Source organism: Candidatus Schneideria nysicola, from assembly GCF_019923565.1.
Lineage (GTDB): Bacteria > Pseudomonadota > Gammaproteobacteria > Enterobacterales > Enterobacteriaceae > Schneideria > Schneideria nysicola.
Genome location: NZ_CP074435.1, coordinates 205649 through 232467 on the forward strand (window position 1 = coordinate 205649; position 26819 = coordinate 232467).

Consider the following 26819-nt stretch of genomic DNA (forward strand, 5'->3'; position numbering starts at 1 on the left):
CTTAGTTTATATTTTTATATATATAAGTAGTCAAATGAATCAATGGATTCCTCGTACATTTATTAATGATTTACTTTCGCGTACTGATATTAGTACTCTAATTAATTCACGAATAAATTTAAAAAAGATAGGTAAAAATTATCAAGCTTATTGTCCCTTTCATAATGAAAAAAATCCATCTTTTATTGTCTATAATGAAAAACAATGTTATCACTGTTTTGGATGTGGAGTACATGGTAATGCAATAGATTTTTTAATGAACTATGAACAACTTCAATTTATTGAGACTATTGAAGCATTAGCTATGTTTCATGGATTAACAATTCCTTATAATCATGTAAAGTATAAAAATACGATAATATCTAAACGATTTGAATTGTATCAATTCATGAGAAAATTAAATTCTTTTTATAAAAAAAATATAAAATTAAAAAAAGCTCATATATTTTTAAAAAAACGTGGAATTAATCAAGAAATTATTGATACATTTTCACTTGGATTTGCTTTACCTACATGGAATAGTTTATTAAAAAAATTCGGTGATTATAATCAAAATTTTAATTTTCTTAAAAAACTAGGAATGATTATAAATTCTAATATAGACGACGATAAACATATCTATGATAGATTTCGTAATAGAATCATGTTTCCTCTTCGAGATAAATATGGAAACATTATAGCTTTTGGAGGTAGAATTATAGATATAGATGAGAATAATAGTAGTACACCCAAATATCTTCATTCTCCTAATACCGAAATTTTTCATAAAAATCGCTATATATACGGTATCTTTGAAATAAAAAAACAACAACATATAATCCCGCAAATTCTAGTAGTAGAAGGATATATAGATGTATTAACATTAGTACAATTTGGTATTAACTATGTAGTTGCTTCTCTGGGCAATGCGATTACAAAAGAACAAATAAAAAATTTATATCAAATAACAGATAAAATTATATTTTGTTATGATGGAGATATATCTGGAAGAAAAGCATCTTGGAGAGCGTTAAAAATTGCTCTATCATCTTTAACAGATGAACGTCAGTTATTCTTTATATTTCTGCCTGAAGGAGAAGATCCAGACTCATTAATTAGAAAAATAGGGAAACATGCATTTGAAAGATTAATTAATAATGCAGAATCGGTATCAAATGTCCTTGTCGATAAATTAATGTTAAAGGCAGATTTGAATAATCCTGAAGGATATATAAAATTAAGTAAAATTGCATTTCCATTAATTAATAAAATTCCTGGAGATATTTTTCGTCTATATTTACGTAAAAAATTAGCTAATAAACTTGGTATTATTGATGATAATCAACTTGAAAAATTTATATTTAAAATGAATAATAATAAATTATTTCATATTGAAATAAAACATACTACAATGCGTATTTTAATAGGATTATTAATACAATATCCAAATTTATCTATATTTATATCTGATCTAAAAGATATAGAAAAATTTAGGAATCCTGGTATTCCTTTATTTGTTCATTTGATAAAGTTATGTCATAAGAATCCTAAATTAAATACCAATCAATTACTAGAATATTATAGAAACCATTCTTTTTATCAAAATTTAAAAATGTTAGCAATATGGGATCATAAAATTCCAGAAGATATGATTAAACTTACATTTATTGATACTTTAATAAAAGTATATGATTCGATATTAGAACAATATCAAAATATTTTAATTGCTCATGATAGAAAATATGGACTCTCAGAGAAAGAAAGGAGAGAACTTTGGATATTAAATCAGAATTTATCAAAATATCATCATGAAAATTAGATTCCAAACCATATTTTTTATATAATACCGTAAATAAAATTTAATTATTATAATTTTTCTTTTTGCATTACGGAAATTACCTATGGAACACAATTCCCAATCACAATTTAAATTACTTGTTACACGTGGTAAAGAACAAGGATATTTAACATTTTCAGAAGTAAGTGATCATCTTCCAGATGATGTTGTGGATAGTGATCAAATTGAAGATATTATTCAAATGATCAATGATATGGGTATTCAAGTCATGGAAAAAACTCCAGATACTACTGATCATTTATTATTAGCAAATGAAGATGCTGATCCTACCGATGAAGAAGAAACAGAAGTAGCCGTACAACAAGTTTTATCCGGTGTTAGTACTGAAATAGGTCGTACTACTGATCCTATACGTATGTATATGCGTGAAATGGGTACTGTGGAATTGTTAACACGGAAAGGGGAAATTGATATAGCAAAACGTATAGAAGACGGTATTAATGAAGTACAATCTTCAGTTGCTGAGTATCCTGAAGCTATTGGATACTTATTAGAACAATATGACAAGGTTGAAGAAGGTGAAGTACGTTTATCTGATATAATTAGTGGTTTCATTGATATGAATATAGAAGCAGACAATAATATAATAGAAAATATTAACTTACCACCAACTCATATTAATTCTAGTTTTACTTGTCCCGAAATTGCCGATGACGATCATATCACCGATGATGAGAACAATGATAATACTGAGGATGATAGTCATGTTGATCCTGAATTAGCAAGAATAAAATTTATAGAATTACGCAAACAATATGAAATTACTCGAAATACCATCAAAAAAAATGGACGTAATCATATTAAATCAATGAAAGAAATTATCAGATTATCTGAAATATTTAAATTGTTTCGTCTTGTTCCGAAACAATTCGATTATTTAGTAAATAAAATGCATAAAATGATGGAAAGAGTACGAAATCAAGAACGTTTAATTATGAAATTATGTGTTGAAGTTAGTAAAATGCCGAAAAATACTTTTATTTTATTGTTTTCAGGAAATGAATCTAACGATATTTGGTTAAAAAATGCCCTAACTATGAATAAAAAGTGGTCGGAAAAACTCCGTGAAGTAGATAAAGATATTATACATAGTTTAAAAAAACTTCGTGAAATAGAAGAAGAAACAGGATTAACTATTGAACAAGTAAAAGATATTAACCGCCGTATGTCTATTGGAGAAGCTAAGGCGCGTCGTGCTAAGAAAGAGATGGTTGAAGCTAATTTACGTTTAGTGATTTCTATTGCGAAAAAATATACAAATAGAGGCTTACAATTTTTAGATCTTATTCAAGAAGGGAATATAGGATTGATGAAAGCAGTAGATAAATTCGAATACAGACGAGGATATAAATTTTCTACATATGCTACATGGTGGATACGTCAAGCTATTACACGTTCTATCGCTGATCAAGCTCGTACTATTCGTATTCCTGTACATATGATTGAAACTATTAATAAATTAAATCGTATATCTAGAAAGATGCTACAGGAAACAGGACGTGAACCAACTCCAGAAGAACTTTCTGAAAAAATGCTAATACCAGAGGATAAAATTCGAAAAGTCTTAAAAATTGCTAAAGAACCTATTTCTATGGAAACCCCGATTGGAGATGATGAAGATTCACATCTTGGAGATTTTATAGAAGATACTAACTTAGAATTACCATTAGAATCAGCAACATCCGAGAGTTTGCGTTCAGCAACTCATGAAGTATTAGAAAGTCTTACCACACGTGAAGCCAAAGTATTGAAAATGCGTTTTGGTATTGATATGAATACCGATCATACATTGGAAGAAGTAGGTAAACAATTTGATGTAACACGTGAAAGAATAAGACAGATAGAAGCAAAAGCACTAAGAAAACTACGACACCCAAGTCGTTCAGAATTATTACGTAGTTTTTTAGATGATTAAATTAATTACTATGATGGATGATTAAATTACTATCTATATAGCTACTTTAGCCTTAATAGGTGGATGAGGATCATAATTATATAATTCAAAATCTTCGATACAATAATCGAATAAAGATTTTGGTCTTCTATTGATTACTATCCTTGGTAAGATACGTGGTTTCCTATTTAACTGTAAGTGAGCTTGTTTTACATGATTGACATAAAGATGTACATCTCCTCCAGTCCATATAAATTCTCCTAGTTGTAAATCACACTGTTGTGTAATCATCTGAATTAATAGTGCATAACTAGCTATATTAAATGGTAAACCAATAAAAACATCACAAGATCTTTGATACAATTGACAAGAAAGAGTATTCTCAGCAATATAAAATTGAAACAAAACATGACAAGGTGCTAAAGCCATTTCATCAATATCACTCACATTCCAAGCAGATACAATAATACGACGAGAATGAGGATCACTTTTAATTTGTTCAATTACTTTACTTATTTGATCAATAGGTTTCTCGTTGTTAGAGCTCCATGCACGCCATTGCTTTCCATATATGGGTCCTAAATCTCCTTGACTATCTGCCCAAGCATTCCAGATAGAAACATTATTCTTTTTTAAGAAAGAAATATTGGTATCTCCATTAAGAAACCATAATAGTTCATATATTATCGATCGTAAATTACAACGTTTCGTAGTAATCAGGGGAAATCCTTCTTGTAGATTAAATCGCATTTGATAACCGAAAATCGATAGAGTTCCCGTTCCTGTTCTATCTAATTTATAAATACCTTTCATGAGAATGGTATTCATTAAATTTAAATATTGTTTCATAATATTTAATAAAATTTATTATATTTTATTGAATGTAGGTAGATCTTCTTCTTCTATAAGAAAAGAATATTATTACTATTCCTATCCCAATCATTGGTAAGGATAGAATTTGTCCCATACTAATAATATTATTAGATATATAAAAATAAATTTCGGGTTGACGAAAATATTCCCCTATTATACGAAATATCCCGTATAATATTAAGAATATTCCCGATATACTTCCAACTGGAAGAGATTTATTATAAAAATAATTTAATATGATAAATAATATTAAACCTTCTAATATCATTTCATATATTTGAGAAGGATGTCTTGGTAAAACACCATATTTATTAAATATTAAATACCATTCTGGATTATGAAATATATATGTTATATCCAATTCTCTTGTAGAAGGAAATAATATTGCCCAAGGTATATTTATAGCTACTTTACCATATAATTCACCATTAATAAAATTTGCTATTCTTCCTATTCCAAGACCAAATGGTATTGATGGTACTATTATATCAGTAATTTTAAAAAAGTTAAAATTATTATATTTAGTATATAGTAATAATACTAAAGATGCACCAATTAAACCTCCATGAAAAGACATTCCTCCTTCCCAAAATTTAAAAATACAGATAGGATTTTTAATAAAAAAATATAAATTATAAAATAAAAAATAACCTATTCTTCCACCAAAAACCACACCAAAAAAACTATAATAAAGTAATTCTTCCAAATTTTTTTCATTTAAAAAATGACATTTATTTAATCTTTTTTTAGTAGTTTGTATAGTAAATATAAATCCTAAAATATACATGAGTCCATACCAATGAAAAGAAAATGGACCAATAGAAAAAATAACTGGATCAATTTGAGGAAAAGATAAATACATTATATTTCTCTTTCATACATAAAAGAAAAATAATCATTGCTTTATTACTTTAATAAATAAGCATACTATTTTTTTCTATATCTAAATTAATTTTTTAATCTAGGTATTTTTAATTGTATGCGAATAGATTGAGCTAATTCATCTAATTTAGGTTGTTCTGGATGTTCTAAAGTACTTTCATAACTTAATTGAGCTTCAGCTAAATAAGTATGTATTGGTTTCCCCTCCTCATCTTCCATAACAACATGATACCAAGGAGCAGTTCTCAAAGTATCATCCGATGCAATTTCATCTAAGGCGGGTTTTCCTAAAGAATACTCAGGATCTATATCAATAATTACACCTAAGTATCCAAGTAATTTATGTCGAACTTGTTGTCCTATTCCAAATTTACTGAAAATCATAGAAAAATCCTAAATATAATTCTAAAATTTAATGTCTACGAGAAAAATAAAATTACATTGAATAAAAAAAATAATCAATATTATTTTTTTATAATATGAAATGGATTTATTTTTAATAATATCAAATATATAATAAATTACTACTAATTATTTAATTAATATTCTCTATTATACTTATGATGAAATATCGTATCATTCCAGTTACTAATTTTTACCAAAATTGTTCATTAATTTGGTGTGAAAAAACTCAAGAAGGTGCATTATTTGATCCGGGTGGAGAAATTAATCGCATTAAAAAAGAAATAGAAAAGATCAAAATAAGAATAACAAAAATTCTTCTTACTCACGGTCATATTGATCATATTGGTGGTGCATTAGAATTATCTAATTATTATTCTATACCTATTATTGGACCACATATAGATGATAGAATATTATTTGATCAAATATCTACACAATGTAATTTTTTTGGTTGGCATCCTCTTCCTACTTTTATTCCTAATAGATGGTTATATCACGAAGATCAAATAAAAATAGGATGTGAAAATTTTACTATATTACATTGTCCAGGACATTCACCTGGACATATCGTATTTTGGAATAAAAATTATAAATTAATAATTATGGGGGATGTACTTTTTAAAGAAAGTATTGGACGTACTGATTTACCTGGTGGTGATAAACAATCACTACTACAATCAATTTCTTATCTCTTATCTCTAGAAGATAATATTACATTTCTACCTGGACATGGAGAAAAATCTACTTTAAATCATGAACGTTATAATAATCCATTTGTTATAAATTTTTTAAAAAATACAATAAATAATCCCGCCAATAATTAAATGAAAGTTAATGATTAAATTTTTCTAAATAAAAAAAGGCGGGATTCACTCTGAATTTTTTCTTTGAATAATATTATTTAGTTTTGTAAATATCCTTGTACTCCATCAAGTGACATTTGAATAGAAATCATTACTAAAATTAAACCCATCAATCTTTCTAATGCACTCACTCCTTTATCTCCTAAAAAATATAAAAATAAATTTGATAACATCAAAATTAACACGGATAAACCCCAAGCAATTAATAATGCAATAGTTAGATGATTTATACGATCAGGATATTGATGAGATAGTAACATTAATGCGGCTAATACAGAGGGACCAGCTACTAATGGAATTGCTAATGGAACTAAAAATGGTTCTTCTCCTGAAGATAAACCTACACTATTTCCTTCTTGAGGAGGAAAGATCATTTTAACAGCGATTAAAAATAGGATAATGCCTCCAGATATTGAAACAGTTTCTGTACGTAAATTAAGGAAGGATAAAATATGTTCACCTACAAAAAGAAAAATAAGCATTAATAATAATGCTATTAACATTTCTCTAATTACAATAGATCGTCTTCTTTTTGGATCTAAATCTTTTAATACAGACATAAAAATTGGTAAATTTCCAAGTGGATCCATTATTAAAAATAATAATACAGTGGCGGATATCATCTCTTTCATTATAATTCCCTTCTGTTCTCTTTTCATTGTTATAATTACAATCAATATGTTAAATAATTTAACTTATTGAGTTCGATCAAACTTTTAATTTTTAATCAGCATTATTTATAATCCTTATTTTTACAATTATTTGATTACATTATATAATAATTTAATTTTCAATCTGTATTGAATACTAGAATTTTTATTATCATATCTTATAGGAATTGTAACATGAAAAAAGTTGGTTTTGTTGGATGGCGTGGTATGGTAGGTTCCGTACTTATGCAACGCATGTTAGAAGAACATGATTTAGACTATATTCAATTAATTTTTCTTTCTACTTCTCAATATGATCAAAACATCACACTAGATTCTAATCAATATAATATAAAAGATGCAAAAAATTTAGATCTTTTAAGAGAGATGGATATTATTATAACTTGTCAAGGTACAAATTATACAAAAGAAATTTATCCAAAATTAAGAGAAATAAATTGGCAAGGTTATTGGATAGATGCTTCTTCATATTTACGTATGCAAGATGATGCTATTATCGTTTTAGATCCAATTAATCATAGATTGATAGAAGATGGGATAAATAAAGGTATTAAAAATTTTATAGGAGGAAATTGTACTGTTAGCCTTATGTTAATGGCATTAGGAGGATTATTTCAGTATGATTGTATAGAATGGGTAATTGTATCTACATACCAAGCGGCATCTGGAGGAGGTGCTCGTTATATGAAAGCATTAATAACACAAATGCTCTCTTTATATAATTTATCAAAATCTATCTTAAAAAATGATACTGCAACTATCTTAGATATAGAACATCATATTACGAATTTAATACGTAGTGGTAAATTATCAACAGATGAGTTTGAGGTACCATTAATTGGAAATATTATTCCATGGATTGATGAACAATTAGCAAATGGTCAAAGTAGAGAAGAAGCAAAAGGTCAAATGGAAACTAATAAAATTCTGAATAGCTCTCATACCATTCCAATAGATGGTATATGTGTAAGGGTAGGATCACTTCGATGTCATAGTCAAGCTTTTACTATTAAATTAAAAAAAGATATTTCTCTAAAAGAAATAGAAGATATAATATCTAATCATAACAATTGGGTGAAGATTATTCCTAATGATCGTGAAATAGTAACGAAAGAGTTGACTCCTGTCACAGTAACAGGTACGTTAAGTATTCCAATAGGTCGTTTACGTAAACTTCATATAGGAAAAAAATATCTTTCGGCATTTAGCGTAGGAGATCAACTATTATGGGGTGCGGCCGAACCTCTAAGACGAATATTAAAATACTTAATATAAAAAATTGATTAATATCTTTCTATTCGATATTTAAACATTTTTTATTATTGATCTTAGCAAAACGATGAAAAATATTAACCCTACTCAAACACAATCTTGGAAAGAATTACAAAAACATTTTCATAGTATAAAAAATTTACATATGAAAGATCTATTTGAACAAGATCCACATCGATTTAATAATTTTTCACTCACATTTGAAAATAAAATACTAATAGATTTTTCTAAAAATAGAATTACATATGATACTTTGAGATATTTATTCAATTTAGCTAAAGAGTGTAATTTACAACATGCTATTTCTTCTATGTTCCGTGGAGAAAAAATTAATCGTACTGAAAATCGTGCCGTATTACATGTTGCGTTACGTAATAGAACAAATCAATCCATTTTAGTTGATGGTAAAAATGTTATGCCAATAGTCAATACCAACTTGGAAAAAATGAAAAATTTTTGCGAAAAAGTAATTAATGGTGAATGGAAAGGATATAATAAAGATAATATTACGGATATTGTCAATATTGGAATCGGCGGTTCTCATCTTGGTCCTTATATGGTTACGGAGGCGCTTCGACCTTATAAAAATCATCTCAATATTCATTTTATCTCTAATATTGATGCGACACATCTTACTGAAACTCTTAAAAAAATTCAGCCAGAAACTACTCTCTTTTTAATTGCATCCAAAACTTTCACTACTCAAGAAACGATGCAAAATGCGTATAGTGTTAAAGATTGGTTTTTAAAAATAACAAAATATGAAAAATATATTGCTAAGCATTTTATTGCTATTTCTTCTAACATAGAAGCGATTTTAAATTTTGGTATTAGTTCAAATAATATATTTGAATGTTGGGATTGGGTAGGTGGGCGTTTTTCACTTTGGTCTAGTGTTGGATTATCAATTGCTTTATCCTTAGGTTTTGATAATTTTGAAAAACTTTTGGAAGGAGCTCACTCTATGGACCATATTTTTAAAAACAATCCAATAGATCAAAATATTCCTATAATATTAGCTTTAATAGGAATTTGGTATAATAATTTTTTTGAAACTGAAACAGAATCTATTTTACCTTATGATCAATATATGTATCTTTTACCTACATATCTTCAACAAAGTAATATGGAATCTAACGGAAAAAATATAGATCGTCATGGGAATACCGTGGAATATCAAACTGGACCAATTATTTGGGGAGGAACAGGAACAAGTGCACAACATGCATTTTATCAACTTCTGCATCAAGGAACCAAAATAGTTCCTTGTGATTTTATCGCCACAGCAATTAGCCATAATCCACTTTTAGAGCATCATAATAAATTGCTTGCGAATTGTTTTGCTCAAACTGAAGCATTAGCATTTGGGCAAAAGATGGAACAAGATATAGGAAATGGGATTCGTTCTGATATAGATGAAGATGAAAGAGATAGAAGAAAATATGTATCATATTTTAAAAGATTCGCAGGAAATCGTCCAAGCAACACTATCTTAATAAAAAAAATTACTCCTTATACATTAGGTGCACTTATTGCGTTATACGAACATAAAATTTTTACTCAAGGCGTAATTCTAAATATTCATACATTTGATCAGTGGGGAGTAGAATTAGGAAAAATATTATCTGAAAAAATTATTGAGGAATTAAACGATAATCACCGTATATATTCTCATGATAGTTCTACTAATGGTTTAATTAACTGTTATAAAAATTGGCGTATTAATTAAAAAAAAGAATCATGTAAAATTTCATGTATATGTATAAATAAAAGCTGCATATCCTAAATAAAGATATACTTATTTTTGCAGTTTGCTTTATACTGCATTTTTATGGAGTATAAAAATGAATCAATTAGAAAGTCTAAAAAAATTTACTAAAGTTGTAGCTGATACTGGAGATATTAATGCCATTATTCAGTATCATCCACAAGATGCTACTACCAATCCTTCTCTTATATTAAAAGCAGCAAAATTAAGCGTCTATCGATCTTTATTTAAGGATGCATTAATATATGCTAGAAAAATAAGTGGTGATAAAATTACCAAATTATCTCATGCTAGTGATAAATTAGCCATAAATATTGGAATAGAGATTTTAAAATATATACCTGGCAGAGTTTCGACTGAAATTGATGCTCGTTTGTCTTTTAATAAAGAACAATGTATTGAAAAAGCCAAAAATTTAGTCGCTTTATATCAAAAGCATGATATTGACACATCACGTATTCTTATTAAATTAGCAGCAACTTGGGAAGGAATTAAAGCAGCAGAAGAGTTAAAAAAAGAAGGGATACAATCTAATCTGACTTTATTATTTTCTTTTGCTCAGGCTCGTGTTTGTGCGGAAGCTAATATTTATTTAATTTCACCTTTTGTTGGACGTATTTACGATTGGTATAAAAAAACACTTCCTTTGAATCATCTCTATGATATAGAGAAGGATCCTGGTGTAAAATCAGTAAAAAATATTTTCAATTATTATAAACAACATCGCTATCAGACGATAATAATGGGAGCAAGTTTCCGGAATAAAGAACAAATTCTTGCACTTGCAGGTTGTGACTGTTTAACTATTGCACCTATTTTATTATCCGAACTATCTAATAGTAATCAACCTATTGAACAAAAATTATTTCATCCTTCTACATATTTACCTCAACCAACTTCTTTAACCGAATCCGAATTTAGATGGGAGCATAATAAAGATACAATGGCTGTTGAGAAATTATCAGAAGGAATTAGACAGTTTACAAAAGATCAAGAACAACTAGAAGCTATTTTAGCACAAGAATTATAAAATAGGATAATTTAATGATATTACAACACCAACAAAAGATTCATTCAAGAAGAACACTTGCTAATGCCATCCGTATATTAAGTATAGATGCAATTCAAAGAGCCAATTCTGGACATCCCGGAGCGCCTATGGGTATGGCAGATATTGCTGAAGTTTTATGGCGAGATTATATGAATCATAATCCCAATAATCCCAAATGGATAAATCGTGATAGATTTATTCTATCGAATGGACATGGATCCATGTTAATTTATAGTTTATTACATTTAACTGGCTATGATCTTTCTATAGAAGATATTAAAAATTTTAGAAAGCTATATTCTAAAACTCCTGGTCATCCTGAATATGGTCATACAATGGGGATAGAAACGACAACAGGACCTCTTGGTCAAGGTTTAGCAAATGCAGTAGGTTTTGCTATTAGTGAACGTACTTTATCAACCCAATTTAATAGACCAAACTATGATATTATTAATCACTATACCTATGTATTTTTAGGAGATGGATGTTTAATGGAAGGAATTTCTCATGAAACCTGTTCCTTAGCTGGACATCTGAAATTAGGAAAATTAATTGCTTTTTATGATGATAATGGTATATCTATTGATGGAAATGTGAAAAATTGGTTCAGTGATGATACTGCATCACGTTTTGAATCTTACGGATGGCATGTTATACGTAATGTTGATGGTCACGATAGTAATTCTATCAAATTAGGGATAGAAAATGCTAAAGCTGTTACATGTAAACCCTCACTAATCATATGTAAAACAGTGATAGCATTTGGATCTCCCAATAAAGCTGGACATCATAATACACATGGTTCTCCTTTAGGAGAAGAAGAAATTTCCTGTACTAGACAATACTTAGGATGGAAAGAACCACCTTTTATCATTCCTCAAGAGATATATCAGGCTTGGAACGCAAAAGCAATAGGACAGCAAAAAGAAGAAAATTGGAAAAAAATATTCTCAGAATATGAAGCGGTATATCCTGAATTATCTCAAGAATTTAAACGTCGTATATACGGTAAACTACCTACATATTGGCACAAAAATAGCAATACAATTATTGAAAAATTTCAATCTAATCCCGTTGATATCGCAACTCGACAAGCTTCTTCTAATACACTAGAAGCATTTGGACCTATGCTACCAGAACTTATTGGTGGTTCTGCAGACCTCACACCTAGTAATTTAACTTTTTGGTCACAGTCTAATCCTATACATAAAAATAAGGGGGGTAACTATATACATTATGGGGTTCGTGAATTCGGTATGACGGCGATTGGTAATGGTATAGCTAATTATGGAGGATTTTTACCCTATACTGCAACTTTTCTTATATTTGTAGAATATGCACGTAATGCCGTACGAATGGCAGCGATGATGAAAACCAAACATATTATGATTTATACTCATGATTCTATTGGTTTAGGTGAAGATGGTCCCACTCATCAGCCTATAGAACAATTAGCTAGTTTACGTATGACCCCTAATTTAAGTAATTGGCGTCCTTGTGATCAAGTAGAAACAGCCGTTGCTTGGAAAGCAGCGATTGAACGGAATGGTCCAACAACATTAATTCTTTCTCGTCAAAAACTAGTACAGCAAACACGTACAAAAGAACAATTACAAAATATTGAAAAAGGTGGATATATTTTGAAGGATTCAGTACCAACACAGATTCCAGATTTAATTTTAATCGCGACGGGATCCGAAGTAAACTTAGCCGTTTCTATCTATACCATTCTAGAGCAAGAGGGCTATAATATACGCGTAATCTCTATGCCTTCAACGGATATATTTGATTCACAGGACTTAGCATATCGTGAATCCGTGTTGCCTAAATCAGTAAAATTACGTATTGCTATTGAAGCAGGGATTACCGATTATTGGTATAAATATGTTGGTCTAGATGGATTCATTATCGGAATGAACAGATTTGGAGAATCCGCCCCATCAGAACAATTATTTGAAGTATTTGGTTTCACGATTAAGAATATAATAAATAAAGCACGTGCTTTATTAAAGAAGTCCAATCTTTAGATTGTTGGTGAAAGAGAATGAAAAGTCAACATTCTTCATTCCTATTCATTGATCTTCTTAGCTATTAGATACTCTATGTCTTCCTTATATTTCTGTTTACATCCTCATCATCGGATATGGATATTTTGGGCATGTATGTTAGCAACCTTTATGGCTGCAGTTGAAGTCACTATTGTAGCAACTGCTATGCCCAATATTATTGCTGATTTGGGAGGATTTCACTACTTTGGTTGGATTTTTTCTATCTATTTACTGATTCAATCAATTACTATTCCTATTTACGGTCGATTAGCAGATTTATTAGGACGTAAGCTAATATTTTTTATTGGAACCACATTGTTCTTAATTGGTTCTATGATGTGTGGATTTGCTAAGAGTATATTATGGCTGATTATTTTTCGTGCTATTCAAGCATTTGGGGCAGGATCGATTGTTCCGTTAGCGTCTACCATTCTTGCTGATATATATAAACAAGAAGAAAGAGCTAATATACAAGGTTATCTTTCTAGTGTTTGGGCAATATCTGCGATTATGGGACCATTGATAGGGGGAATGATAGTCAAATATTATCATTGGTCAGGAATTTTTTGGATTAATATTCCATTAGGTTTAATATCTATAATATTACTCATGAGATTTTTACCCTCTATGCCTAATAAAAATCATAACTATACCTATTCCGATTTAGATATAGCTGGAATAAGTTATTTAACCTTAGCTATAAGTAGTTTATTACTTCTTCTTCTACCAGGAACTAATCTAGGAAATTGGAACATATGCTTATTAATACTAACATTAATAAGTAGTATATTACTAATCAGAGAACAACGAATAAGTACATATCCACTATTTCCATTAGCATTATGGAAAAATAAAGTAATTATTGCGAGTAATATTGGTAGTTTAATTATTGGAGCATCAATGATGGGTATTGCTGCTTTTTTGCCTACCTATATACAAGCAATTATTAGTGGTAGTCCATTTCAAGCCGGATGGACATTAGCAGTAATGTCTATAGGTTGGACATTGGCTAGCACTCTTAGCGGTCGTTTAATGCTTCAAACTTCTTATCGATTTGTAGCGTTACTTGGTGCAAGTTTGTTATTTTTTGGAAGTGTTATGTTACTTCATATCAATATATATTGTAGCATAACTTATGCTCAATTATCCGCTTTTGTTATTGGGATAGGAACAGGTATGTGTAATACTACATTTCTTGTTTCTGTACAAAATGAATCCACTTATTCGATTCGAGGTATTGCGACCGCTTCAACACTCTTCACTCGTATGTTAGGTTCCGCTTTTGGAACCGCCATATTAAGTGCTGTTTTAAACCTTAACTTAAAGTGGAGATTACCATTAGTACGTGATCCTTTACAAATATTGATTGCTACCGATCATAATTTTTTTAGTAATGATTATTTAGAGGTAATCACATCTCAAGTAAAATTATCAATGTACTGGATGTATTTTTTTGCCGTATTGATAGCCTTATTTGCCTTTTTTTCTGCCGTATTAATACCAAGAGGTCTACGTCCTAGTAAAAATTATTCTAATAAATAGATAGATCTATTGCCTATTCCAAATTAGATAATAAAAAATGGACAAGATCTGCAATTTTTATATTTTGACGTATTTTTTTTCTTCTATGATTATATTCAATTTCTCCTTTTTTTAAATTAATATAGCTGATAATAAGAATATGTGGAATCCCTATTAATTCCATATCTGTAAACATTACTCCTATATGTTCCTCCCTATCATCTAACAATACCTCAATATCATGAAATACTAGTTGATTATAGATATGATTTACCGTTTCTTGAATTAGAGTATGATGATGCATACCAACAGGTAATATTGCTACTCTGAAAGGGGCTAACATTTCTGGCCACAGAATTCCACTTTCATCGTTATTTTGTTCAATAACAGCAGCAAGTAATCGTGTAATACCTATACCATAACAACCCATTAAAATCGTTTTATTATGACCGTTTTTATCTTGGGCTTTTGCATGAATTAACTCAGAGTATTTTTTTCCAATTTGAAAGATATGACCTATTTCTATTCCACGTTTTATTTGAAGCGTTCCTATTCTATCTGGACTCATTTCCCCCTCTATTATATTTCTAATATCTGCTATTTGTGGTAAATTTATATCTCTACCCCAATTAATCCCAAAAAAGAACTGACAGTTCATATTAGATCCAGCGATAAAATCGCTCATGACAGCTACACTACGATCGATAATCATCGGACACTTTAAATTAAGTGGACCAAGTACTCCATATTCATTTCCTATTAATTTATAAATTTCCTCTTCTGTAGCAAAAGTCAGAGGAACTGAAATTTGATTAAGCTTTTCAGCTTTAATTTTATTAAGTTGATGATCGCCACGAATCACTAAAGCAACAAAGCGATATGTAAGATCTTTTTTTGCCCGTACAATAAATGTTTGTACTGTTTTTTCTATTGGTATATTGAATTTGTTTATTAAATCCTTCATTGTATAAATATCTGGAACATTTACTAATTGCATTACTTCTTTAGCTTCAGGTCTTGATATAAGGGGGAAATTTGTTTCGGCTAATTCAATATTAGCTGCGTATGTAGATTCGCTTGATAGTACAATACTATCTTCTCCTCTATCAGAGAATGCATGAAACTCATGAGAAATATGTCCACCAATTGATCCAGTGTCAGCTTTTACTCTACAAAATTTTAAATTCATAGTAGTAAAAATATCCTTATAAGCGTTACTTATTACATCATATGTCGATTGTAAAGATTGCTGATCCATATGAAAAGAATATGCATCTTTCATAAGAAATTCACGTGAACGTATTATACCAAAACGAGGACGAGCTTCATCTCTAAATTTTGTATGAATTTGAAAGAAAATAAGAGGTAATTTTTTATAAGAATTTATTTCACTACGAATAAGATCCGTTATAACTTCTTCATGGGTTGGACCTAGTAAAAAAGCACGCGTACTCCTATCAGAAAATCGAAATAATTCTGAACCATATTGAGATAAACGACCACTTTTACTCCATAAATTTGCAGGTTGCATTATTGGCATTAATATCTCTATAGCTCCTATTTTATTCATTTTTTTACGTATAATATTTTCTACTTTTTTAATCACTCGAAGACCAGTAGGTAGCCAAGTATAAAGACCAGATGCTAATTTACGTATCATACCAGCACGTATCATTAATTGATGACTGATAACTTCCGCATCATTTGGAATTTCTTTTAAAGTAAATAATAAATATTGACTAGTACGCATTATTTTCCATAAAATTTTATATAATAAAAATATATTATAAGTTACTTCTTCGATTACAGATATTAAAATTTATATTATAAAAAATACTAGTAATATAAGTAATTATCAGTAATATAATAATATAAAGTAATTTATTAAAAATTTAAATCTTTCATTTAGAGGATTATTATGAGAAAAAGTTTAAGTGAAAAAATAAAATTAGTTTCTTCTGCAAATACAGGACATTTTTATACGACAACAAAAAATAAAAGATCTATCAAGATACAATTAAAAAAATTTGATCCAATTATTCGTAAACATGTTCTCTATAAAGAAACGAAAATTAAATAATATTAATTCAATTCTATCGTAAAATATATTGGGAAAAAATAGATTAGATCAAATTATGTACATCTTTTATCAAAGAAATTTATTAATATTCAATAGTAAATAATGAAAATACTATCGAGCGAGGAATATACTATTCAAAGAGATCATCGTATTATAGGAAAAATACTCAATCTTTATCATATTCAACCTGAATCACCTGGTATGATATTTTGGCATAATGATGGCTATATTATTTTTCGTGAACTAGAGTCTTTTTTACGTGAAAAATTAAAATCTTATAACTATCAAGAAGTAAAAAGTCCATTTATGATGGATAAAATTTTATGGAATCAAACTGGTCATTGGGATAATTATTCGGAACATATTTTCACCACCTCTTCAGATAATCGTGAATACTGTATTAAACCTATGAATTGTCCTGCTCACGTTTTAATTTTTAAACAAGGTATAAAATCTTATCGTGATTTACCTTTACGTATAGCTGAATTTGGTAGTTGTCATAGAAAAGAACATTCTGGAGCATTACATGGATTAATGCGAATTCGTGGATTTCATCAGGATGATGCACATATTTTTTGTACAAGAAATCAAGTAATAGATGAAGTCAAAAGTTGTATAAAAATGGTGTATGATGTATATAAGATATTTGGATTTAAAAAAATATCTGTGAATTTATCTACACGTCCTAAAAAACGTATCGGTGATGATATGATGTGGGATCAAGGGGAACATGATCTTACTTGCGCATTAGAAGAAGAAAATATTCCATTTTATATTAAAATGGGAGAAGGTGCATTCTATGGCCCCAAAATTGAATTTACTTTATTTGATTGTATCAATCGTCCTTGGCAATGTGGTACTATTCAGTTAGATTTCTCTCTACCAAGGAGATTGAATGCTTTTTACATTGAAATCAATAATACTAAAGCTATACCTGTTATGATTCACAGAGCTATTCTAGGTTCTATAGAACGTTTTATTGGAATTTTAACGGAAGAATATGCAGGATTTTATCCAACATGGTTAGCACCTACGCAAGTTATTCTTATGAATATTACTAGTCAACAGTCAGAATATATATTACGATTAGCCAATAAAATGTCCAATGCGGGTTTACGTGTTAAAGTAGATTTGAGAAATGAAAAAATTGGTTTTAAGATTAGGGAAAGTACGATACGTCGTATACCTTATATGCTCATATGTGGTAATGAGGAAGTAGAAACCAATAGTGTAACAGTACGTACATATCGGGGTAAAAATATGCTTCGTGTTAATTATATTAATTTTATTGATAAAATCAAATACGAAGTGAATAATCGTAGTCTTTATCAATGGGAGGAATAAAGTATTAAAGGTGGGAGAAGAACCCAATTAGCAAAATCTAATCGTATTAATCAAGAGATTTATGCTAAAAAGGTACGTTTAACAGGACTTGATGGTGAACAAATTGGTATTTTTAAATTAAGCGATGCCATTAAACAAGCTGAGGATATAGGATTTGATTTGGTTGAAATTAGTCCTAATGCAGATCCTCCTGTTTGTCGAATTATGGATTATGGAAAATTCCTTTATGAAAAAAGTAAATCAATAAAAGAGCAAAGAAAGAAACAAAAGACAATTCAAATAAAAGAAATCAAATTTCGTCCTAGTACTGATAAAGGAGATTATCAAGTTAAATTACGTAGTTTAATACGTTTTTTGGAAGAAGGCGATAAAGCTCGAATTACTATTCGATTTCGCGGACGTGAAGTGGCACATCAACAGATTGGAATAGAAATGCTCAATCGCATACGTGATGATTTAAGTGCCGTTTCTATTGTAGAGTCTATGTCAAATAAGATAGAAGGTCGTCAAATGACTATGTTACTTTCACCAAAAAAAAGTAAATAGAAGCAATTCAACAAAAATATAGCAGCAGTATATTTACGATGAAAATTCATATTTTCAATATGAAAAGTGTGAAAAGAGATAGTATAAGGAGGATTTTGATGAAAAAAATTAAAACATTACGTAGTGCAGCAAAACGTTTAAAAAAAACTGCTTCAGGACATTTTAAACATAAACGTTCTAATCTTCGCCATATTCTTACTAAGAAAGCATCGAAACGTAGAAGACATCTCCGTCATAAGTCTTTAATTTCTAAAGCCGATCTATCTACTGTTTTATGCTATTTACCATATAGTATTAATTAAGGAGAAAAAGGTATGACGCGTATAAAAAGAGGCGTAGTTGCTCATGCTCGACATAAAAAAATCATGAAAAAAGCTAAAGGTTATTACGGTGCACGTTCTCGATCTTACCGAGTAGCTTTCCAAGCAGTGATAAAAGCGGGACAATATGCTTATCGTGATCGTCGTCAGAAAAAGCGTCAATTTCGTCGACTTTGGATTACTCGAATCAATGCAGCTGTTCGTCAACATGGTATTTCCTATAATATTTTTATAGCAGGCTTAAAAAAAGCATCGATTAATATTAATCGTTATATTCTCTCCGAGATAGCAATTTTTGATAAAAAAACTTTTACTTTTTTAGTAACAAAAGCAAAAGAAGCGATGTTATTTCATATTGATACTCCTGCGCTATTAAAAAAATAGTATATCCAAATTTCAATCTATGTTTAACAATCTAATTCTGATTTCATCAATAATGTTACTCTATGACTAAAATTAAAAAAGAATATATAGAAAAATTAATTTTAGACGCGAAGATAGCACTAAAAAAATGTGAAACTATCCATGCTGTTGAATCATTACGTATTAAGTTCTTAGGGAAACATGGATACATTCATCAAATGATAAAAATCATGAGAGATATTCCTCCCCAAGATCGACCGCAAATAGGATTATTAGTTAATAAAGCTAAAGAGCACATCCAAATAAGTATTATAAAAAGAAAACAGATATTAAAATCGATATGTCATTCTAATTTAATATCAGAAAAAATAGATGTTTCACTTCCAGGAAGAAATATAGAAAAAGGTAGCCTTCATCCAATAACTCTTACTATTGCGAAGATAGAAAAATTTTTTATACGTTTAGGATTTATTAATGTATCTGGTCCAGAAATTGAAAATGAATATTATAATTTTAGTGCGTTAAATATCCCTTTTCATCATCCTGTTCGAACGGAATATGATACATTTTGGTTTGATCCAATACGTTTACTTCGTACTCAAACTTCTAATGTACAAATTAGAACTTTGATCAATAAAAAACCCCCGATTCGTATTATTTCTTCCGGTCGCGTATATCGTAGCGATTATGATTCGACTCATACTCCTATGTTTCACCAAATGGAAGGGATGATGATAGATAAAAATATTAATTTTTCCCATTTAAAAGAAATCATCAATAATTTTTTAAAAAATTATTTTGATGGTTTTAATAATTTAGAAATGCGTTTTCGTCCGTCTTATTTTCCTTTTACGGAACCTTCAGCAGAAATAGATATCAAATGGAAAAGTAAACATTGGTTAGAAGTATTGGGTTGTGGTATGATACATCCTAATATATTTTATAATACTAATATAGATCCAGAACAATATACCGGTTTTGCTTTTGGTTTAGGAATAGAACGATTGGCTATGATACGTTATGGTATTAACGATGTGCGACTATTCTTTCAAAATGATTTACGATTTCTAAAACAGTTTAAATAGATGGTAAGAATAGGTGAAATTAAGTGAATTTTGGTTAAGAGAATGGATTAACCCTCCTATTGATATTAACCTATTAACAGAAAAAATGACCATGATAGGGTTAGAAGTTGAGGATATTGAATACCTACCTAATCAATTATACGGAGACGGAGAATTAATAGTAGGTAAAATTATAGAATGTAAAAAAGTCTCTTTTGATGAACAGGATTTTTTTTTTACTAGAATAGATATTAGTAGAAGCAAACCCATTGACATTTTCTGTAAAAAATTTCATGGTCATATTGGTCAAAAAGTAGTAGTTTCTACCACTTTCTTCGATACTACCCTACCATTAACACTTTCCATAGAAAACCTTCCTATTAAAAATGAAGGGATATTATGTTCATTTGAAGAAATAGGTATTCCTACTCCATGTAGAGGGTTTATAAGGTTACCTAATGATGCTATCATAGGATCAGATGTACGAAATTATCTACAACTTGATGATAATATTCTTAATATTAATATTACATTTAATAGACCAGATTGCTTAAGTATACAAGGTATTACTAGAGATATAGCGGCATATTTCCAATTACCGATTAATAGACCCAAAATTCCTTCAGTTATACCAGTTATTAAAGATATTTTACAGGTAAACATTACTGTACCAGAAGTATGTCCACACTATCTTAGTCGCATTATAAAAGATGTCGATATTACTACGATCACCCCTTTCTGGATAAAAGAACGATTACGTCGCTGTGGTATATCATCAATAAACATTATAGCCGATATTGCTAACTATGTTATGATAGAGCTAGGACAACCTATTTCTATCTTTGATTTGCAAGAAGTTGGAAATGGAATAACTATTCGTATGGCCCGATCCGGAGAAACGATCAAATGCCGTCTTCATGAAGAATTTATCAGATTAACTACAGAGACCTTAATCCTTGCAAATGAACAAGGCAAAATTCTCTCTCTTGCAGGAATTACGACGAATGATATAGTTGAAAAAAAGAATAATATTAGAGATATAGTATTATTAAGTATTTTTTTTGATCCTTTAGCTATTAGGAATCGAGCTCATCATAAACAATTACAAACTGAATCCACTTTGAGATATGAACGAGGTGTGGATCCGACGATACAAAATCTAGCTATAGAACGTACTACTACTCTTCTCCTTTCAATATGCGGGGGTAAAGCAGGTCCTATTATTAATATTACCAATAAAAAAGGATTACCCAATCGTAGAGAAATTTTATTCAATCGATATAAAATAAAAAAATTACTCGGTTATACTATACCAAATAAAAATATTTGTCGTATTTTAGATAAACTGGGGTTTGAATATATTCCTATAAAAAATGGTTGGAAAATAGTCCCACCATCTTGGAGATATGATATCTCTATGGATGTAGACATAATAGAAGAATTAGCACGAATATATGGATATCATGATATTCCATCTATTACTCCACTCTATATTCGTACTATTATACCCCACCATAAAGAAACGTTTCCTTTAGAAAGAATCAAGATATTCCTGGTTGATCGCGGTTACCAGGAAGTTATTACTTATAGTTTTGTATCTAATAGAATACAAAATATATTTCATCCTAATCACCAATCTTTATCTATATTAAATGCTCTTTCAAAAGAAATGTCCGTAATGCGACTTTCTTTGTTTACTGGTATCATCAATACAATAGTCTATAATCAAAATAGACAACAAAATCGTATTCGTTTATTTGAAAGTGGATTATGTTTCATCCCAGATAAAACAGTGGAACTTCAAGTACGTCAAGATCTTATACTCGCAGGAGCGATTACTGGACCACGTTCTAATATAAATTGGATAAATGACTGTCAAATTGTGGATTTTTATGATATAAAGGGAGATATAGAGTCCTTACTAACGCTAATAAATTTAGATTTGAATCACATAGAATTCAAATCTGACGTCACATTCCCATCGTTTTTACATCCAGGAAAAAGCGCTAGTATTTTTCTGGATGATGAACAAATTGGGGTGGTTGGTATGATTCATCCGAATTTAGAACAAGAACTTAATCTCAAGTCTCATACGTTTGTTTTTGAAATTTTATTACATAAAATTTCTACTAAAAATACCATGGATATACGAGACATTTCTCGTTTTCCTGCTAATCGTCGTGATATTTCACTCATTGTTTCTCAAGAAATTCAGGCGGGGGAGATTATAAAAGAATGTAAGAACACATTAAAAGACAAACTAGTTAATATAAACATCTTTGATGTATATTCTGGGGAACCTATAAAACAGGGCTTTAAAAGCTTATCAATTAGTCTCATTCTCCAAGATTACTCCCGTACTTTAGGAGAGGTCGAAATAGTCGAATATATAGAAACATGTAAATCAGCTTTAAAAAAAAGATTCCAAGCTTTTATAAGAGAATAAAAAAAAGCACTACATCATCTCTCACAATCCTCCCTCTCCCTCATTCATCCACCTCCACCACTCTTCCTCCTAGTGGAGGTGGAAATAAATGATTGTTTATTGGTTTTTTTATTGGGTTTCGTAGCGCATAGACTCACGGAGTTTTTCCCCGATTACCTCAATAGGATGAGAACGAATCTTCTTATTCATATCTTTCAAACGAGTATTATCAATACTGCTGTTTTCTATATAAAATTTGGTATTATTACCTATATCTCCCTCGTTTACATTCTCCCGGCAGAATTCTTCTAAAATGGGAATCAATATATGACTGAATAGATAACTTCCATATTCAGCCGTATCGGATATAACTCTATTCATCTCATACAGTCTATTTCTCGCCAGAGTATTAGCAATCAGAGGTAATTCATGTAGAGATTCATAATATGCCGATTCTGGACGTAGACCGGTAGATACCATTACTTCAAAAGCCAATTCCACACCCGCCTTGATTATGGCAATTAAAAGGATACCGTGATCAAAGTATTCTTGTTCACTAATCTCACCCTGATATAGAGGAGCCTTTTCAAAATCACTCAGACTAACCTGTCGACGCCAACTCAAAAGTTGAGTGTCTCCTGTCTCCCAATCCCTCATCATTTCTATAGAAAACGTTCCATCAAGAATCTTATCCATATTCTTCTCAAAAAGAGGACGCATTACGTTCTTTAATTGCAGTGACAAATTGAACGCACGTAATTTAGCGGTGTTGGATAATCGGTCCATCATTAATGTAATTCCACCTTCTTTCAAGGCTTTGGTCAGCGTTTCCCAACCATATTGGAGAAATTTACCTGCATAACCTGGATCAATCCCATCCAAAATCATTTTTTTATAGAAAACAATTGAGGCGGACTGTAATATTCCACATAAAATAGTTTGTTCACCCATTAAATCTGATTTCACTTCCGCTACAAAAGAAGACGCTAATACTCCAGCCCGATGCCCCCCTGTTGCAAATGCCCAAGCTTTAGCAATAGCCATCCCCTCATTATAGGGATCATTATCTGGGTGCACAGCAATTAAAGTAGGAACACCAAAACCTTTCTGATATTCCTCTCTCAACTCGGTACCTGGACACTTAGGAGCCATCATAATCACCGTGATATCACTGCGTATGGTCTCTCCTACTTCCACAATATGAAATCCGTGTGAGTAACCCAGTGTGGCACCTTTTTTCATCAAAGATTGTAATATGCTTACTACGGAAATATGTTGTTTATCAGGAGTCAAGTTGATAACCAAATCTGCTTGCGGAACCAGTTCTTCATAAGAACCAACAGTCAACCCATTTTCAATAACTCTTTTCCAAGAAGCCTCCTTCTTACGAATGGATTCACTTCGTAAGACATAAGCAACATTCAAACCAGAATCACGCATATTAAGACCTTGATTAAGACCTTGCGCGCCACATCCAATAATAACAATTTTTTTCTCTTTGAGAGAAGATATACCATCTCTAAATTCATTTATGGGAATGAAACGGCATTGTCCTAATTGTTTGATTTTTTGTCTAAATGTTAATCTATTAAAATAATTCATATGAGTAATTTACTCCTCCTATTTTTATCTACATACGATGTGTTAAGAAATTTCGATAAGAGATTTATTACGAACGGCGCCCATATTCGCACTAGTTGCCAGCATAGCATACGCTTTTAAAGCTAAAGAGACACTCCTTTTTCTCTGTAACGGAGTCCAAGCGGCAGTACCACGATCTAATTCCGATTTTCTACGATCCATGATTAACGAAGATGGTAAATCTAAAAGAATCCTACGATTAGGAATATCAATCTCTATAATATCTCCATCTTGTACTAATCCAATTAATCCACCACTAGCAGCTTCTGGGGAGATATGACCTATAGAAAGCCCTGATGTCCCTCCAGAAAAACGTCCATCTGTAATTAATGCACAATGTTTATCTAATTGCACAGCTTTAAGGTAAGCAGTAGGGTATAACATTTCTTGCATACCCGGTCCTCCTTTGGGACCTTCGTATCGAATAACAACGATATTACCAGGAACAATTTTTCCATTCAATATAGCATCACAAGCGTTTTCTTGACTGTCATAAACTTTAGCTATCCCTCTAAATTTTAAGTGATCTTTATTGACTCCAGCCGTTTTTACAATACAACCATCTTCAGCAAGATTCCCATATAATACAGCTAATCCTCCGTCTAAGCTATAAGCATATTCATGAGATCGAATACATCCATTCATACGATCCGTGTCTAAGGAGGGCCATTGATTCTCTTGGGAAAATGCTTGTGTAGTGCGGATATTTGCTGGAGCAGCAGAATACATTTTTCTGACTCTGACATCAGTAGTGACCATTATATCATATTGGGATAACATTGCCGACAAAGATAAACCAAGTATATTATGGACATTCCTATTCAGTAAACCACTACGATTTAATTCTCCTAAAATTCCTATTACCCCTCCAGCACGATGGACATCTTCCATATGATATGAAGAACTCGGAGAAACTTTACATAAATTCGGTATTTTCTTCGATAATCTATCTATAGTATCGATAGAAAAATCTACTTCTCCTTCTTGTGCAGCAGCTAATAAATGAAGAACGGTATTAGTCGAACCACCCATAGCAATATCTAATGCCATAGCATTTTCAAATGCGGATTTGCAAGCTATACTACGTGGAAGCACACTATAATCATCAGTTTCATAATATTTTTTAGATAAAGTCACTATGTGTTTACCCGCATCTACAAATAGTTTCTTACGTTCAGCGTGTGTTGCTAATAATGACCCATTACCAGGTTGTGCTAAACCTAAAGCTTCAGTTAAACAATTCATTGAATTAGCTGTAAACATTCCAGAGCATGAACCACAAGTTGGACAAGCAAACTTTTCAATTCTATTGCAATCTTCATCCGAAATTGCGATGTTCGCTCCGTATACCATTGCGTCTATAAGATCTAATTTAATCTCTTTACCCCCTAATGTAATTTTACCAGATTCCATAGGGCCACCTGAAACAAAAATAGTCGGTATATTAAGACGTAAAGCTGCCATTAGCATACCAGGAGTGATTTTATCACAGTTAGAAATACAAACCATAGCGTCAACACAATGAGCATTAATCATATACTCTACGGAATCCGCAATTAATTCTCTTGAAGGTAACGAATACAGCATCCCACTATGTCCCATAGCAATACCATCATCTATAGCAATAGTGTTAAATTCTTTTGCAACTCCACCATAAATTTGTATAGATTCTACTACTAATTGACCTAAATCACGTAAATGTATGTGGCCTGGTACAAATTGAGTAAAAGAGTTGACAACAGCTATAATAGGTTTACCAAAATCTTCATCCTCCATACCCGTCGCTCGCCAGAGTGCACGAGCTCCAGTCATATTACGACCATAAATAGTGATAGAGGAGCGATACTGAGGCATAAAAAACTCCTTTATTTATAACTCCTATTTTAATCTGTGAGTCTTAGTCTTTATTCCTTCCCTTTGATATAAATTTATATAAAAAGGACAAATACTA

At 30.5% G+C, this 26819-nt stretch carries 21 protein-coding genes and 1 pseudogene; 15 read left to right on the forward strand and 7 right to left on the reverse strand.

Annotation, left to right across the window (positions count from 1 at the left end):
* Positions 1-34: 34 nt before the first annotated feature.
* Together dnaG and rpoD are read left to right on the forward strand one after the other, a co-directional pair.
* Positions 35-1798 carry a DNA primase gene (gene dnaG, locus KEC37_RS01050; RefSeq protein ID WP_223139737.1) on the forward strand — a complete coding sequence of 588 codons (1764 nt, stop codon included), beginning with the start codon at positions 35-37 and terminating at the stop codon, positions 1796-1798.
* A gap of 82 nt (positions 1799-1880) precedes the next feature.
* Positions 1881-3752 carry an RNA polymerase sigma factor RpoD gene (rpoD, locus tag KEC37_RS01055; protein ID WP_223139738.1) on the forward strand — a complete coding sequence of 624 codons (1872 nt, stop codon included), beginning with the start codon at positions 1881-1883 and terminating at the stop codon, positions 3750-3752.
* A 33-nt stretch (positions 3753-3785) separates the two neighbouring features.
* On the opposite strand, the gene thyA is transcribed toward rpoD, so the two are convergent.
* From thyA to hspQ, 3 genes are all read right to left on the reverse strand, one after another.
* The gene (gene thyA / locus KEC37_RS01060; RefSeq protein ID WP_223139270.1) at positions 3786-4580 is read right to left on the reverse strand and encodes a thymidylate synthase; all 795 of its coding nucleotides are present in this window, start codon (positions 4578-4580) and stop codon (positions 3786-3788) included.
* Positions 4581-4605: 25 nt separating this feature from the next.
* A complete protein-coding gene (lgt, locus tag KEC37_RS01065; protein ID WP_223139739.1) occupies positions 4606-5466 on the reverse strand; it encodes a prolipoprotein diacylglyceryl transferase in 861 nt (286 codons plus the stop codon).
* A gap of 86 nt (positions 5467-5552) precedes the next feature.
* The gene (gene hspQ, locus KEC37_RS01070; RefSeq protein ID WP_223138817.1) at positions 5553-5870 is read right to left on the reverse strand and encodes a heat shock protein HspQ; all 318 of its coding nucleotides are present in this window, start codon (positions 5868-5870) and stop codon (positions 5553-5555) included.
* A 179-nt stretch (positions 5871-6049) separates the two neighbouring features.
* On the opposite strand from hspQ, the gene KEC37_RS01075 reads away from it, so the two are divergent.
* Entirely contained in the window at positions 6050-6715 is a 666-nt protein-coding gene (locus KEC37_RS01075) for an MBL fold metallo-hydrolase (RefSeq protein ID WP_223139787.1), read from the forward strand.
* A 77-nt stretch (positions 6716-6792) separates the two neighbouring features.
* On the opposite strand, the gene KEC37_RS01080 is transcribed toward KEC37_RS01075, so the two are convergent.
* On the reverse strand, positions 6793-7386 hold the full coding sequence (locus KEC37_RS01080) for a YhgN family NAAT transporter (protein WP_223138818.1): 594 nt from the start codon (positions 7384-7386) through the stop codon (positions 6793-6795).
* A gap of 213 nt (positions 7387-7599) precedes the next feature.
* Between KEC37_RS01080 and asd the strand changes: the two genes are divergently transcribed.
* The 5 genes from asd to KEC37_RS01105 all read left to right on the forward strand — a co-directional run bounded on the left by asd (position 7600) and on the right by KEC37_RS01105 (position 15106).
* On the forward strand, positions 7600-8700 hold the full coding sequence (gene asd / locus KEC37_RS01085) for an aspartate-semialdehyde dehydrogenase (RefSeq protein ID WP_223138819.1): 1101 nt from the start codon (positions 7600-7602) through the stop codon (positions 8698-8700).
* Between the two features lie 64 nt (positions 8701-8764).
* Positions 8765-10426, forward strand: a complete 1662-nt coding sequence (pgi, locus tag KEC37_RS01090) for a glucose-6-phosphate isomerase (RefSeq protein WP_223139740.1) — start codon at positions 8765-8767, stop codon at positions 10424-10426.
* Between the two features lie 115 nt (positions 10427-10541).
* On the forward strand, positions 10542-11495 hold the full coding sequence (gene tal / locus KEC37_RS01095) for a transaldolase (protein WP_223139741.1): 954 nt from the start codon (positions 10542-10544) through the stop codon (positions 11493-11495).
* Between the two features lie 38 nt (positions 11496-11533).
* The gene (gene tkt / locus KEC37_RS01100) at positions 11534-13543 is read left to right on the forward strand and encodes a transketolase (RefSeq protein ID WP_223139788.1); all 2010 of its coding nucleotides are present in this window, start codon (positions 11534-11536) and stop codon (positions 13541-13543) included.
* 75 nt (positions 13544-13618) lie between these two features.
* Positions 13619-15106, forward strand: a complete 1488-nt coding sequence (locus KEC37_RS01105; RefSeq protein WP_223138822.1) for an MFS transporter — start codon at positions 13619-13621, stop codon at positions 15104-15106.
* Positions 15107-15119: 13 nt separating this feature from the next.
* Here KEC37_RS01105 and KEC37_RS01110 read toward each other — a convergent pair whose 3' ends face one another.
* Positions 15120-16835, reverse strand: coding sequence for a proline--tRNA ligase (locus KEC37_RS01110; protein WP_223139742.1), 1716 nt, complete (start codon positions 16833-16835; stop codon positions 15120-15122).
* Between the two features lie 168 nt (positions 16836-17003).
* On the opposite strand from KEC37_RS01110, the gene rpmG reads away from it, so the two are divergent.
* The 7 genes and pseudogenes from rpmG to pheT all read left to right on the forward strand — a co-directional run bounded on the left by rpmG (position 17004) and on the right by pheT (position 23248).
* On the forward strand, positions 17004-17165 hold the full coding sequence (rpmG, locus tag KEC37_RS01115) for a 50S ribosomal protein L33 (RefSeq protein WP_223138824.1): 162 nt from the start codon (positions 17004-17006) through the stop codon (positions 17163-17165).
* 123 nt (positions 17166-17288) lie between these two features.
* Positions 17289-18509, forward strand: a pseudogene (gene thrS, locus KEC37_RS01120) (threonine--tRNA ligase); the annotation flags it as partial.
* 3 nt (positions 18510-18512) lie between these two features.
* On the forward strand, positions 18513-19055 hold the full coding sequence (infC, locus tag KEC37_RS01125; protein WP_223139330.1) for a translation initiation factor IF-3: 543 nt from the start codon (positions 18513-18515) through the stop codon (positions 19053-19055).
* Between the two features lie 98 nt (positions 19056-19153).
* Positions 19154-19357: a 50S ribosomal protein L35 gene (rpmI, locus tag KEC37_RS01130; RefSeq protein ID WP_223139278.1), complete on the forward strand. Its 204-nt coding sequence runs from the start codon at positions 19154-19156 to the stop codon at positions 19355-19357.
* 12 nt (positions 19358-19369) lie between these two features.
* A complete protein-coding gene (gene rplT, locus KEC37_RS01135; RefSeq protein ID WP_223138827.1) occupies positions 19370-19759 on the forward strand; it encodes a 50S ribosomal protein L20 in 390 nt (129 codons plus the stop codon).
* 62 nt (positions 19760-19821) lie between these two features.
* A complete protein-coding gene (gene pheS / locus KEC37_RS01140; protein ID WP_223139744.1) occupies positions 19822-20823 on the forward strand; it encodes a phenylalanine--tRNA ligase subunit alpha in 1002 nt (333 codons plus the stop codon).
* A gap of 13 nt (positions 20824-20836) precedes the next feature.
* Positions 20837-23248 (forward strand): phenylalanine--tRNA ligase subunit beta, encoded by a 2412-nt coding sequence (gene pheT, locus KEC37_RS01145; protein WP_223139745.1) that lies wholly within the window; start codon positions 20837-20839, stop codon positions 23246-23248.
* 108 nt (positions 23249-23356) lie between these two features.
* Here pheT and ilvC read toward each other — a convergent pair whose 3' ends face one another.
* A complete protein-coding gene (gene ilvC / locus KEC37_RS01150; RefSeq protein WP_223139746.1) occupies positions 23357-24829 on the reverse strand; it encodes a ketol-acid reductoisomerase in 1473 nt (490 codons plus the stop codon).
* Between the two features lie 42 nt (positions 24830-24871).
* Positions 24872-26722, reverse strand: a complete 1851-nt coding sequence (ilvD, locus tag KEC37_RS01155; protein WP_223139747.1) for a dihydroxy-acid dehydratase — start codon at positions 26720-26722, stop codon at positions 24872-24874.
* Positions 26723-26819 lie beyond the last annotated feature (97 nt).